At 34.9% G+C, this 14,123-nt stretch carries 13 protein-coding genes and 2 pseudogenes; 6 read left to right on the top strand and 9 right to left on the bottom strand.

The genetic code is table 11. The features are described 5' to 3' along the window. Nucleotides 1-166 precede the first annotated feature (166 nt). From NSS71_RS22840 to NSS71_RS22800, 9 genes and pseudogenes are all read right to left on the bottom strand, one after another. The gene (locus NSS71_RS22840; protein WP_061800714.1) at nucleotides 167-1,240 is read right to left on the bottom strand and encodes a sensor histidine kinase; all 1,074 of its coding nucleotides are present in this window, start codon (nucleotides 1,238-1,240) and stop codon (nucleotides 167-169) included. Nucleotides 1,241-1,251: 11 nt separating this feature from the next. Next, nucleotides 1,252-1,947, bottom strand: coding sequence for a response regulator transcription factor (locus NSS71_RS22835; protein ID WP_061800718.1), 696 nt, complete (start codon nucleotides 1,945-1,947; stop codon nucleotides 1,252-1,254). 221 nt (nucleotides 1,948-2,168) lie between these two features. Beyond that, the gene (locus NSS71_RS22830; RefSeq protein WP_061800721.1) at nucleotides 2,169-2,975 is read right to left on the bottom strand and encodes a hypothetical protein; all 807 of its coding nucleotides are present in this window, start codon (nucleotides 2,973-2,975) and stop codon (nucleotides 2,169-2,171) included. 409 nt (nucleotides 2,976-3,384) lie between these two features. Next, nucleotides 3,385-3,756: a DUF1304 domain-containing protein gene (locus tag NSS71_RS22825; RefSeq protein WP_047943957.1), complete on the bottom strand. Its 372-nt coding sequence runs from the start codon at nucleotides 3,754-3,756 to the stop codon at nucleotides 3,385-3,387. 42 nt (nucleotides 3,757-3,798) lie between these two features. Beyond that, on the bottom strand, nucleotides 3,799-4,437 hold the full coding sequence (locus NSS71_RS22820; RefSeq protein WP_047943956.1) for a nitroreductase family protein: 639 nt from the start codon (nucleotides 4,435-4,437) through the stop codon (nucleotides 3,799-3,801). Nucleotides 4,438-4,841: 404 nt separating this feature from the next. Beyond that, nucleotides 4,842-5,138, bottom strand: coding sequence for a putative quinol monooxygenase (locus NSS71_RS22815; protein WP_061800723.1), 297 nt, complete (start codon nucleotides 5,136-5,138; stop codon nucleotides 4,842-4,844). Nucleotides 5,139-5,254: 116 nt separating this feature from the next. Further along, nucleotides 5,255-5,432: pseudogene (locus NSS71_RS22810) on the bottom strand (nitroreductase family protein); the annotation flags it as partial. A 32-nt stretch (nucleotides 5,433-5,464) separates the two neighbouring features. Further along, entirely contained in the window at nucleotides 5,465-5,893 is a 429-nt protein-coding gene (locus NSS71_RS22805) for a MarR family winged helix-turn-helix transcriptional regulator (protein WP_047943954.1), read from the bottom strand. An 823-nt stretch (nucleotides 5,894-6,716) separates the two neighbouring features. After that, a complete protein-coding gene (locus NSS71_RS22800) occupies nucleotides 6,717-7,409 on the bottom strand; it encodes a DUF1963 domain-containing protein (protein WP_061800725.1) in 693 nt (230 codons plus the stop codon). Nucleotides 7,410-7,819: 410 nt separating this feature from the next. Here NSS71_RS22800 and NSS71_RS22795 point away from each other — a divergent pair, with 410 nt between their 5' ends. The 6 genes and pseudogenes from NSS71_RS22795 (at nucleotide 7,820) to NSS71_RS22775 (ending at nucleotide 13,900) form a co-directional block, all read left to right on the top strand. Further along, nucleotides 7,820-9,073 (top strand): DUF5068 domain-containing protein, encoded by a 1,254-nt coding sequence (locus NSS71_RS22795; RefSeq protein ID WP_061800728.1) that lies wholly within the window; start codon nucleotides 7,820-7,822, stop codon nucleotides 9,071-9,073. 1,190 nt (nucleotides 9,074-10,263) lie between these two features. After that, a complete protein-coding gene (locus NSS71_RS25755) occupies nucleotides 10,264-10,467 on the top strand; it encodes a helix-turn-helix domain-containing protein (RefSeq protein ID WP_373694332.1) in 204 nt (67 codons plus the stop codon). Between the two features lie 71 nt (nucleotides 10,468-10,538). After that, nucleotides 10,539-11,207 (top strand): CotZ-related putative spore coat protein, encoded by a 669-nt coding sequence (locus NSS71_RS22790; RefSeq protein WP_061800730.1) that lies wholly within the window; start codon nucleotides 10,539-10,541, stop codon nucleotides 11,205-11,207. A gap of 77 nt (nucleotides 11,208-11,284) precedes the next feature. Beyond that, nucleotides 11,285-11,632, top strand: coding sequence for a DUF3992 domain-containing protein (locus NSS71_RS22785; RefSeq protein WP_341152062.1), 348 nt, complete (start codon nucleotides 11,285-11,287; stop codon nucleotides 11,630-11,632). A gap of 50 nt (nucleotides 11,633-11,682) precedes the next feature. After that, on the top strand, nucleotides 11,683-12,255 hold the full coding sequence (locus NSS71_RS22780; RefSeq protein WP_341152061.1) for a collagen-like triple helix repeat-containing protein: 573 nt from the start codon (nucleotides 11,683-11,685) through the stop codon (nucleotides 12,253-12,255). 294 nt (nucleotides 12,256-12,549) lie between these two features. Beyond that, nucleotides 12,550-13,900 (top strand): annotated as a pseudogene (locus NSS71_RS22775) (IS3 family transposase). Nucleotides 13,901-14,123: the final 223 nt, after the last annotated feature.

Below are 14,123 nucleotides of genomic sequence, written 5' to 3'. Positions count from 1 at the left end.
TTGATAGCTTGATTCAAATCTTTTCCCTTTTGCCTATAGATAGTTTTGTTCATATATTTCATTCCTCCCTATTTCGTAATGAAATGAATCACCGGGAACGCTTAATTGCTAAATAAAGTATAGGGCAAAAAAATAAACACCACTGAAATGGTGTCTTAACAGGACCTTAATTTTTGGCAAAGAAATACACTTTTATCTTCGTCCCTTTATTCGGCTCACTTTCAATTTTAATCTGCCCACCTTGTTTTTCAATAAACTGTTTAGCAATAGACATTCCTAAACCTGACCCAAGATGGCGTTTATCCGTGGTTGTACCTCGGTAATATTGATTAAATAACTGTTTAATTGTTTTATCATCCATTCCACGGCCATTATCTTTAATTTCTATTAAAGTTGAACCTTCTATAGTTTCTATGGAAACAGTAATAGTTGTTTCACGGGGATTATGATAGATAGCGTTCATAATAAAGTTTTCTAAAGCTCTTTTTAATAATGCTTGATCAAAAGATAAGAAAATATCTCCCTCATCCTGGACTCTTAAATAAAAGTAATAATCATTAGCCAGCGGATACTGACGAATATCTTTCAAAACATTTTGTACAAAAGTGACCAGATTCATAGTACGTAAATTCAATGGAATTTGCATTTTATCAAACTCATAAATAGCACCTAAATCATCAAGTAATTGCTCCATATACAATGATTTTTCTTCAATGATTTTAGCAAACTCCTTCATTTCTTCTTCGTCCCAATTATGTTCTGAACGAAGCATGGCTGCATAGCCTTTAATGTACGATAACGGTGTTTTTAAATCATGTGTCACTCCAGCGCTCCAGTTCTTTCTTATATCTTCAAGTTCCTTTCGCTCTTCCTCCGCTGCATTTAGTTGATATGTTAGTCCATCGAGCTTTGATTTAAGTTCCACAAATGGACCAAACTTCATCTTATTTAAGGGGAAATTCTTTATTGTATTAGGCATTTTAAAAACACCAAGTGATAATTGATCAATCCAGCGTATAAAAAAGAAAAGGGGCTTCCTGATTTGACGGTCAATAATACGGCCAAGCAGAATAAGCATTCCAATGAATAATAACGGGAATAAAACATAATTAACCAATCCGTTAATTCTTAAAGGAATGTTCAATAAGTTAAGGACTGAAAAGCCCGTTATAAAAAAGATAGCACCTATGGCTAAAAAAATGATTATCAAAGCCAAGGATATTCTAGATTCTAATTTCATTAGCAACTCCTTTAGTTTCCATGATTCAGCATATAACCCAATCCCCTAACATTTATTAAATACTCCGGATGTTTAGGATCTTTTTCAATTTTTTGACGTAGACGACTAATATGGACCATAACCGTATTTTCTTTCCCAAAAATGTTATAATCCCCCCAAATTTTTTCATACAGTTGTTCTACACTAAAAACCTGATTGGGATGTTGGCACATGAATTTTAGTAATTGGAACTCCTTAGCTGGGCAATTTATTTCTTTTTCCTCTACAATTAATTTTGCTTGGTCATAGTACAATGCAAACCGTTCTGTGCGAAACATCTTAACCATTTCCGGCAGTCTTTTTCTTTGACGATATAGAATGGCCTTTATTCGAGCAACGACTTCAAGAGGATTGAACGGTTTCGTTATATAATCATCACCGCCCATAGAAAATCCGGTTAATTTGTCAATATCTGTAGTGCGAGCAGTCAAAAAGATAATGGGAACATCTGATATTTCTCTAATTTGTTGACACAATTCAAAACCGCTTATATCAGGCAGCATGACATCGAGCAATATTAGATCAATCTTGTGTTCCTTGACCTTTATTAATGCTTGATCCCCCGATTCAGCCTGATAGATTTGTTGAAATCCTTCTTTGTCCAATAAGCGTTTCAACATTTTAATTAATCCTACTTCATCTTCTATAATAAGTATACTTTCGTTCACATTTTCCCTCCTCTTATTTGGTTACGTATATATTGACGTTTTTAGTTAACTTAGAAGATTTTTTTGATAAGTGACCTTTCGAACTATGCTTTTCTTGACCTTTAACTAGTTTTTATATTCAAAAAAATGCTGATATTGCAGCACTTCTTAGGTTAATATGTCTTCAAACACTTTCATTTAGAAACATTTTCAGGCTTATTTTTTAGACCTGGTAAGAGATTTTAAGATAGTCTATTCGCTTCATCGATAAGTCCTATATTATACATGGATTCCAGCACAATTTTCTTTAACAATGGTTCATCTGATAGAACATGATGAAGTTGTATATCTCGAAATACAGCATATTGTGATGGTATTGGTGCACGAGATAAGTATGCTTTTAAAGCTGCTAAGTCTGGTTCAACGTCTTTATTAATTTTAAAAGGAATGTGCGTTTCATTAGCAAGAAATGGAGCAATTACACCAAGACCATCCTGGGTTTGAATAGTTATCTTTTTTTGTCGCTGCAATCTAAGCGTTTGAATATAGCGATAAGGATTAGCAATAATAGGCATTTGAATGTTTTTTTCTAAAAAGTTATCGATATACTTTAATAATTGTCGTTCAGACTGAGGATGAAGTTCATCATCCACTTCCCGTTCCTTGAATACTAAATAACTGTCTTCATCAGCGAAATAATTATAAAATAAATCACTATCTGTGCAATTGATACGTAAAAATTCACGCAAATTTTTTGCGATTATAAGGGTTGGCTTTTCAAACTCCATTGGACTTATACAGACAATAGGCGCCTCTTCAAGGTCAGAAACCGATCCATAGTCTGTTAAAAACCCATAATGAATACCATCTACTCCAATATGGCCAAATACAATAACATCGCTTGGTGTGTTAAAATAGCGAAAGTCGGATAATGAAATATAAAAGTGAAGCCCATTATAAAAAGATTCACAATCGCCAAGTTCCTTCTCTAATTCCATTAATTTTTGAAGGCTTGCTGGTATATCATACTTTCCAAAGTTGCGCTGCATTCAAAAACCGCCTTTTCTTTTTCCTTTATTTTACTATATTTGTTATTAGGAAACTACTTTATGGGCAATCTACTGAGTTAATGAAATACCCGCTACTCCCCTTCAATCATTCTCCCATTTGAATATGCATACCTCTTCCCTTCACTAAAAAACCCCCTGCCAATTATTAGAACTAAAGGGGGATAAACGTTGCAATTTTATACAAATGTAGCTTTCAAATAAAGATTAATTAAAACATTTTATTGACTCTTTATTTACCAAAGAATACAAAAAATCCATTTTGAATAAGTTTTCTTCAAAATGGATTTTCTTTTAATAACTCTGTTAGATTTTTTTATAAAAAAGTTTGATTGTTTTCATCTTATGATCTTCAACATACATATATTTATAAAATATAAAAGCTTCGGTTCTACATTACAGACAAAAGGGTAACCAGTGCTAAAATAGCTGGAATTCCTTGTTTCACAATAATTGATTTGTTGGATGTAAAGCCTCCGAAAATGGCTGCCACTACCACACAAATTACAAAAAACAACTGAATCATATAGCCAATTGAATTAAGTCCAAGTATTAGTCCCCAAATGAGACCAGCTGCTAAAAACCCATTATATAAACCTTGATTTGCAAACATGATGGCTACATTTCGATCTCTTTCTAAGTGCTTCGGTAAATTGAAAGCTCGTTTTGCCAATTTTGAATCAATAAAAAACATTTCAAGGATCATAATAAATAAATGTTCTATTGCTACTATCCCAACTAAAATGGCCGCAAGTACTTCCACTCACTAATCCCCCCCTTTTCTGTTTCCTAATATCAATTTATATTATTTCCATTGTGCAATTCTATCGACAGGGAGACGGTATGAAGCATATCCTTCATCGACTGCTTTTCCGATGGATAGAAGCATGACTGGTACATAGCGCTCCTTTTCCAATCCGAAAGCTTCAGCGATATTTTCTTTTTCATAGCCCCCTATTGGGTTTGTTTCATATCCGTGCGCGCGTGCTGTCAACATAAGCTGCATGGAGACGAGACCAGCGTCAACTAGAATCGTTTCCCGATTTACTTGCTCCGGTAGTTGTTCAAAATGTGCCTTCAAAGCCTCGATTTGTCTGTCTTTTACCTCCTGTGGCATGTATCCTAAGTCAACGGCTTTTGAATAAATTTCTTCTAAATAGTCTGCATTGTTCATATCTGCAAATACGGCGATTACGGCAGATGAAGTGGTGACTTGTGACTGATTAAATTTAGCAAGCCCCGCAAGTTTTTCTTTGGATTCTGGGCTTTCAATGATAAGAAAACGCCATGGCTGTGCGTTAACCGAAGATGGAGCTGTAGTCGCCTCCTCTAATATTTCAGTCATCTCTTCTTTACTGATTTTAACTGTTGGATCATAGTTGCGAATGGATCGGCGCCCTTTCATTATTTTCATAAAATCGTTTGTTTTTAATGTAGTTTTCATGTGCAAACAACTCCTATAATTTTTTAATATTTTCTATATTTTTCTTCAATTACAACAGCACTTTCTTAAATACAGAACAGTCTTCTATGCCGGCATTTCCGGTGAAGACTCTGACTTGCTCGGTTGAGCGAACAAGGATAAATACGGCTGCGCCATCGATATTCATTAGTTTTTTGTTCCTTCTACTTCTAATTAATTCGCGATTTTCAAAGGTGTTTTATAACTAAGTCGATAGCCATGCAGGAGGATCTCTTAAAAATGTAAACTTTACTATTCTTAGTAAGATTCGGACATGTCATTATTATCCAGATATTTTTTAATTAACAATCTTACCATTTATAATTCGCAATAAAAAAGTGATGTCTACTTATAACTCACTAAAGATTTTTTTGCACTAGAACTCCCTAACTTTGCAAAGGGTGTCCATCATATGCTTTTATATCAAGTGGCGCAACTAAAAAGTTACTAGCTTTGGCCACGAAAGAAGTAAAATGTTCACTTGTATTATGGCTTTCTACCGCCGCTGCATCTTGCCATACTTCAACCATGGTAAATGTATGGTTCTTTTCTATATCCTTATATAAATTGTAAGAAATATTTCCACTTTCTTGTCTAGAAGCACGAATTAGTGTTTCTATCTCTTCTAAAAAACTTTGTTGCTTTGTTGAGTCTATTTGCATCACAGCATGAATAATAATCATCGTTCTCCTCCTCTTCTCTGAATCTTTTTATGCTAAAGAAAATTTAAAACATCCATGAACACGCAGTGTGTATATCAATCCACCACAGGACTTGTTTCTTTCCTTTTTTTCTTCCACTATACAATTCGAACAGATTTATAACCGCTGTCTGCTGCTTTCCCAATTGAAATAAGCATCACTGGTATATAACGATCCTTTTCTAAGCCAAATACTTCTGCAATCTTATCCTTTTCTAAAACTACCGATTAGGCATGTATCGTATCCATGTTCGCGTGCTACAAGCATTAGCTGCATATTTGAACGGCGTCCTCTTAAAATTTTACGTATTAGATTTCTTTTATGTTATTTTGAATACGATTTAGCATATCAAATAGCAAATCTCGTTCCTCTTCACTAATATCTTTTAGCATAGAAGTGACGAAACGTTTCTTTTCTTCTTGATAGCAACTAATTTTTTGACGTCCATAATCAGTAAGCGTCACAAGCGTAATCCTATTGTCACTTGTTTTTTTTCGTCTTAAAATCAACCCGTTTACTTCGAGTTGTTTTAAATGCCGCGTGATGGCAGCATTGTCAATATTCATCTCCTTTTGAAGCGCTTTTTGGCTCATTTCATCCACTTGATAAAGATGGCTCAAAAGTTCAAGGCGCGACTGACTAACACCTGTACACCCTTCAAATTTCGAATTGATTTCTTTATTAATAAAAAATAATTTATATAAAATAATTGCTTCCTTAGAGCAAGAATTTGTCAATAACTTCCCTCCTTTTTTATTGTTTGAAATTATTTGACCTATCAATCATTGACCCATCAAATAATTTAACTCAATTGGATTTAAAATGCAAGTATTTTTATTTTTCCTTTTGTAACTTTGAAATAAAATTTGATTAATTTCGTTTCAAATCTTGTTGGTTTGGAATAAAATTTGTGGGTTTGATTAATGATTTTCGAAAACCCCTGTCTATGCAGGGAGTTCCAGAAAGCTTTTTAGCGAGGTAATAAGAAACCTCCTTCTTGCGTGGGATAAAGAGTTGGTTTCCTCAACCACTTTATCTCACGCAAGAAGGAGGTATGCCCATATGAAGGACATGAATAGTTTATTTAGTGCATATTACCTAGAATAATATGTATCACATAGTTTTTCCCATGCAAAACATCTTTCGAATTAGTACTTTGTTTAAGTGTACCTTTTCGAAGTTGTTTTATAGTGTCTCTTTATTCTAGATAGTATATACAAGTATTTTACCTGCAGCTTTAAAATAAAGTAACTTAAGGAAATAGCATTGTGTTTTGCCTTCTCTGGAAAATACATTATAAACATTAAGTATTAAACAAAACCAGTCGTATACAAGCTAAGCTAACTAAACCGAAAACGGTTGAATCTCGCGGCTTAAACTGTCCCGATTCGCCAAAATCCCAAGAGACTAGACGAAACGACTCCACCGACCGCTGGCTTAACCCTAACATAATTTTACCATTTGCGAGTCCGGAAACAGCTTAAATTATTTCATGCTGACGGGCATGGGTAGAAAAACCTACTTTTTAGCGCCAGTTTATCTTATCTGACCGCCAAACCCTCAATAACAATCCCAATGCATATGCCATTCACCAGTCGAACGAGACCTGAACAAGTAAATCGTCCCGTTGTCACCCACCATAAATCTCGGCTTTTCCTCGCTTCCGATCTGCATGATATACTGACAATCTTCTAAGGAAACCGGTGACTGGATATAGGATGCGTATCCTCCTATTTTCGTTTGCGGGTAACTGCCGAATTCATCGAAGAACTGATCGCTCGCATCTTCATCCTCGTTCACTTCCGTCAAGTCAACATAATCCCAAGCCTCTTCCCAGCACGGGTAATCATCGCTATCAGCCTTGTGCCATCTAATCTGAAACTCCCTGAGACCTCTTGCTTCTTCCGGTGTTTCCATTAATTGCAGCTCTTCCACCGACTGATGCTCGATGAGTAGCCAGCCTTCTCCGTTCTTGACAGGATAGATTGGAAGCTGTTTCCTGTTCAGAAATAGCTGGATCAAACTTGCCTCTCCCACACCATCGATCCCACCAGGTATTTCAGGCACATACGCTTGCAATACGGGAATCATGGGACCATCTTTGTCATGAGGCCATCCCGCTTCTTTATCGATATAAAAATGCCCGCCAAACCAACTCATCCTCGCTTCCTCCGGACGAAATCCGCCAATTTGCGCCAAGACCGGCTTTTTTCCTATTTCCCTAAGTGAATTGAACGCCTCAAATTGTGTCATCGTAAGCAGTTCTCCTCCCGGTATCTAGTTAGATTTTTACTGGATAGACGGATGGCAGTCTTTCTATTAGTTCCATCCATTTCCTTAAGTATAATTGATGCCGATACGCAGCTCAAATATGCTCCTGACTCTTTTATCCAAGACAGCAAAATCGAAAAATCTAGCTTCTTCTTTCTTAATTTCTCGTGAAAGCAGGTTGATCAATCTATGCTTTAATGACTTTTCGCCGTTCATTCATCCATTTTTCTATCAAAATTTTCAGAAAGTTTCATACTACAAAACTTATTGAAATTGGGGATAAAGTCTTCTTCAAAACTAGATAAAATATACCATTTTTGTAATATTAAAGGAATTCTTATCTATTTTCCTTTATAATAATTATGGTCTACATAAAAAGAAGGGGTGTAAATGTGAAAAAAACGAAAGTATTATCGGTATCAATCCTTTCTGCAGCAATGTTATTGTTGGCGGCTTGCGGAAATGAAGAAAAAGCTTCTGAATCTCCAAAGGAGAATGATTCAAAGGCTAAAACAGAGGAAACAAGTAATAAAGGGAAAACGAATGAAAAAGCAGAAGAATCAGATACTAAATCAGGTGAGGTATTGAATCCAAGTATTGCAGAAGAAACAGAAGGAAATGTTGAAGTGGTTTATACCAATAAAGAACCTGGATTTTTAAATGATATTAAAGGTTTCAAAGTATCCGTTAACGAGTACCAAATTGTTAAAGTAACAGACATGAACGAAGATTCTAAGTTGCGTTTTGATGGCCAGAATAATGGATACGTAATAACGACTAAAGTTACCATTGAAAATGGAACCGATAAACCAATGTATTATAATAATAATCATAAGATCCAGCTAAGCAATGAGTATGATTATATTCCGGCTGACTGGAAAACTCTTGTACCTGAAGATCAGCAGATTAATAGAATCAAAAAGAATAAAGAAAAGATTACTTTATATGAAGCTGGCGAGAAGGTAACTGGCTTAATGAGTTTCAGATTATCAGATGCTGAATTTGAAAAATTAAAAACAGTAAAACCAAAATATATAATTGAAGGCGGTTTAGCTGATAATGACCAAGCTAAAAATAGTAACATGCAGCAGTCGCCGGCTTATGATTTTATTTATAGCGAAGAACAAGCAAAACAAACAGCTGAACAACCCCAATTTTATCAAGATCGTTTAACGACTGATAATATGGCTGACAAAAAAATGATTTTTGAAAAATCTGGAATTAATGATACCAAAGAGATAGATAAAGTGAAAATTACCCTTGAAGGTGTACAATATACTGAAGTGATTCCAACAGAAGCCAATAAAGAACGCTTTAGAAATTTTGGTGATAATGGGATTGTGGCTGTGACTGTCAAATTGAATGTTGATAATCAAACATCAGAACCTGTTGACATATCGAATCTAAAAACTACTCTTAATATTGATGACAATCGTGCGAAAGTGTTAAGTCAGGGTATGGTGGAACCTCGTGAACAAAGGGAGATTGCTGCGGGACAAAAAGGTGAAAAACTGCATGTTTTCCTACTTAGAAAAGATGAATTTGAAATATATAAAAAGTTTGATATGAGATTTGGTCCATTTGTCGGTACAGATGGCAAAGACCAATTCAAAGGAAAATCTGCTACCTTTAACTTACCAAGATAAATAAAAAAACCAGAAACCAGTGTCAGTCTAGAATAGGCACTGGTTTTTTTCGGACTTATTATGAGTTCACAAATGTACAATCCTTATCACTTATGATGGGGATTTTAGCTTGTTATTTTGGCTTAGCAAATGATTTTTTGCGAATTCAAATCTAATTGTTCCATTTTAGTGGTTTACATAACTATTCTAATTATACTTGGTATAATATGCAATAATATTTAAAAACTGGTTAATGACTCTTTCTCTTATTACGGTACTGTAAGTGAATAAAAGGAACCATTTTAATTAAAGTTTGAGCAAAATAGTTTCTTATTTTAAATTTATCCATTATCTTGTAAAAAAGTTTAAATATAAAATATTTATGTCATTAATTCCGTTTCCAACAGTTCTATCTCATCCTCTTCAAATTTTTCCGAAATCTAATCATTTATTCTATCTTCTGCTTGCTGAATTTCTGTATTTTTATGTTAAATTTTATTAACTATTCTATATATCTGCAGTCTTCTTTATCTAATCAAACTAATGGATATTTCTTCATAATTGGCGTTTGAAATCTATATTTATTTATTTTATTTGACTCTAAATGTGTGGTACTTCTTTTCTTGTGAAAGAAATTAATGATTTTACTGTTTAGCTATCCTAACATATATTTAAAATCATCTAACTCATAATCAGTACTAAGAATGCAGTACCATTATAAAAATGCCCATGTATCTAAAGAAATGTATATTCTGATGCTGTGTCAGGAGTTAATATCTTGATATCTCTAAATCAAAGTTATGAGCAGTCCAATGTTCTACCATTTTTTCTAATTAGCTTCTTTAATCCACTTCTCAATTTCAGATGCTCTTTTTCTTTTAGACATAAAAACACCCCTTCTAAAGGGATAAAGTTCGTGACTTTCTTCAAAACATCGCAACTTTATTTCAAAGCCACACTCACTGTTGCTTTGAAATAAAGTTTGATCAAAATGGATTCCTTTTTGGCATATTTAATTTTCGGTTTTATAAAAAAGTTTGATTATTTCTTATTGAACTAATGCCCCCTCAATAAGGTTTACGAACGATTGTAGGAATTTAAACCCTTCCAGTCTTCAAAAGTTTTCTAAAATTCTCGGATAAGGCATTATCTTTGCTAAGTAGCAGAATTACTGAAGAGTCACAAAATACCAATTCCACAACTGCCTTTGGATGTTGTATTTTAGGATTTTCAACCCAAAAATTCGGTCTGGTGCGTCGTTAATGGATACCGCAACTCTTTTTAGAATCTCTAGTTATACAATAGTGCATGATTGGCGGAAAAAGATGGAGGCTTGCGGTTTAGATGCACTTGAACCAAATCAAAGGGGCATATACAAGTCAATGAAGGTGTATTCTCACCAAATGCACAATTAGTCTTATGTCGCATATTATAAGTTATAAAAAGCTACTTTAACTTTTATAGCTATGAATTGAGTTGGTTTAACTTGACAGGCTGCATCATTGAAAAACTAAAACGAATTCAAAGTAATGAAAAACAAATAAAAGTTGATGAATGTTTTGCTGTAACACCAGTTTTTTTAATTAATCAAGAAGGAGAACATTTTATTGCATCTGGCATATCGAATGGAGAACTATTCCATACATGCTATTTTAAGGTCATTTCGGTTAATGAACTGCGAAAATGTGTTGTCCTAGAATTACTTGTTCCTTGTTGTATGAAAACATTATGTGCCAATAAAGCTTTGTATCGTTCAGATTCACGTATTTTGATTGATATTTCTTTTTTTTGTGGTATTGGTGAAGTTGAAATTCCTGTATATGATTATCTGATTTTAAAACCAAGTATAAAGGATAAATTTGAAATTTGTTTTTTAACAAATGAAAATAAAACAGGTATTTTATGGAACAACGAAACTAACTTTGCTAATACTGCTACAGTCACTCTTCATCATAAGGATACCAAGAATTGTTCGATTAAAATTATTCTTCAGACTAAAGAAAATTTATATTCATTAGGTGTGAATAAAGGAGAAAGTTGCTCTATTACGGTTAAAGATCTCGAGTGTCTTAAGATCGAATCATCAAAAAGAAAATTGAAAGGACAAATAGAAGTTCAGCTGAATCACATTATTAAAACTATTAAATATTTTTAAGTTAGGTTGATTATCCAATCGAAATTGTTTTTTATAACATATTCTTATAAAGATAATACAAATTGAGGAGGATAATTATGGCTATTTTGGGCGGTTGTAGTAACGAGCAAACTGGCTTTGTAAACGATGCTGTATGTTTCACGATTGATTTAGGAGATACTGGAGCTGTAGCTACTCCAGTTTGGGAAGATGGAACTTCTTTTGTTATAAATGGAACAATAATGGTAGAAAACAATGGGATTGTAGGAGTTGGCCCCACAGCTTCTCTTACAGTTAATGGAACAGCAGTTGCGGGATTTACAGTAGCGCCAGGAGAAAGTAGATCAGTCACTTTGAATGGTATCAATTCAATAGGTATTGTTGGGGCAGGAGGAACTGGAACTGCAAATGTAACCGTTTCTTTTTCATTAAATTATCAATATTAATCAGTTTGTATCTTTGATTCCACAAATTTTTGCTGAAAGTAGTGACAGGAATGTGCGCTCAACTTAACTCATGTGGAGGTAGTAGAGGACCAACTGGACCAACTGGACCAACTGGACCAACAGGGCCAACTGGGGCAACTGGACCAACAGGAATAACCGGACCAACTGGACCAACTGGAATAACCGGACCAACTGGACCAACAGGGGCAACTGGACCAACAGGGGCAAATCCGCAACTGTTTTACAATGAGGTAGCAGGCCCAGTTTCAGTTGCTGTTAATGGTACTGAAACGTCAATTGGGACTTTAAGTGTGCCAACAGTCACTGGCCAATTAATAAAATTAGATTTTGCCATTTCTGTGGATGTGACAACGACAGCTAACTCGAACTTTACTTTCCAAACTAGAGTTTATAGAAACGGAGTATTTGTAAATACACGCACCGTGCAAAGAAATGTTAATGCTGCAATTACGTCAAGATTTCCAATTGCTACAACGTATGTAGAGACTGCAACAGTCACTGGTACGACTTCCTATGAGGTTAGGATAATCTTTACCACAGCAAGTAATGTGAGTAGCAGCAGCGCACTAAATTTGGAGATAAACGCAATTAGATTCTCTTAAATACACATTCAGTTCACTGCTATGTATTTGCTCATAAATCCACGCGTATCAAAATAGAAGGGCTGTCTGAAAAGTCCCTAAAATAAAGCAAGAGGAGAAAAAGGTTCGTTTTTCTCCTCTTGCTTTTCTATTCTGTTGATTTCTATCTGAAAGTAGCTGGCGGATGCCTGCTACTTTCAATAGGTTGTGGGCCAATGCCACAATCCCAAACTCGACATGAACCTTAATGAGCCCCCTCAACGAAAACTGAACTGCACCCCAATTATTGGACACCACAAGAATTGGGGCTTTTGTATGGATAAAAGAAAACGGTGGACTATAGAAGAAAAAATATCAGCTATTGTACTATATGAAAGTGGCAAATTTTCCTTTCTTGAAGTTGCTAATCGTATCGGGATCGATAAAAAATCAGTCATAAAGTGGTGGAAGTTATATCAAATGCATGGAGTAGAGGCACTAATGCCCCGAAATAGTTGCACGGTGTATGAACCCTCCTTTAAACTGGAGGTACTAAAATATCGTGTAGAGACAGGGGCATCTTATCTGAATACTGCCACTTACTTTAACTTACCTTCCCCGTATACTATCCAACGGTGGGAGGAGAAGTATAATCGTCTAGGGGAAGTAGCCTTTGTTTCCAAGAAAGAGGAGAAATCTACCATGGAGAAAAAAGGACAAGCAGAGAAAGATGAAATCAAAGAAATAAAGGGAGAATTAGAACGATTACGTATGGAAAATGCGTATTTAAAAAAGTTGAATGCCTTAGTTCAAGACAAGGAAAAGTCACCAAACAAGACAAAATAAAGGTCGTGTATGAACTAAGGCATGAATATCCGGTGAATAAGTTATGCAAAATAGCGAATATTCGTCGCAGTACGTATTACTATGGAGTTAAGTTAATGAATCAGCCAGATCCCGATGAAAATTGGAAAAAGGAGATTACCTCTATCTTTGTTGAAAATAAAGGCCGTTATGGATATCGTCGTGTTTGGAGTGAATTAAAGAACAGGGGATATAAAATCAATCACAAAAAAGTGCAAAGAATCATGAAAATACTAGGCTTAAAATGTATGATTCGATTGAAAAAATATAAGTCTTATAAAGGAGTAGTAGGAAAAACTGCTCCCCATCTATTGAAAAGAGACTTTACTGCAAGAAAACCGAATGAAAAATGGGTAACAGATATCACCGAATTCAAGCTATTTGGCGAAAAGGTCTATTTATCTCCTGTTTTAGATTTATTTAACCAAGAGATTATTACGTATACCACAGGATCTAGACCGACCTATTCGCTAGTATCGGAAATGTTACAAAAGGCTATGAAGCGCTTGCCCAAGAAATATACAAATCTCCTGTTACATTCGGATCAAGGATGGCATTATCAGATGAAGTCTTATCGTGAATCCTTAAAGGAACGGAAAATCACACAAAGTATGTCGCGAAAAGGAAACTGTTACGACAATGCGGTAATGGGGAATTTTTTTGGCATTCTAAAATCAGAGTTTTTCTATTCCATGAAATTTAAAAATAAAGAGCATTTTTTAAAAGAACTAGAAAATATATTTATTACTACAACCATAAACGAATTAAAACAAAACTAAATGGTCTGAGTCCAACAGAATATCGAACTCAGACCATAGGTTAAAATAATGTGTTTAATTTTTGGGGGTCACTGCAAAACCTGCGGAACGACCGATAGCCTTTAATGGTGACCAAACGCACTCTCTACTTCGATTTTCCGACGAGCGTAGATTGCGGCCTTCTCTTCACATTTAAGGGCTGTTTTCGCTTTGGTTTTCATTTCTTCAAAAATTGTAATTGCCTTTTAGTGATTTTCCTCTCTTTCTCATTTCCTTCCTTAAAAGTTA

The organism is Niallia sp. FSL W8-0951 (genome assembly GCF_038006525.1).
Lineage (GTDB): Bacteria > Bacillota > Bacilli > Bacillales > Cytobacillaceae > Niallia > Niallia circulans.
This window is presented reverse-complemented; position numbering and strand designations above follow the sequence as displayed.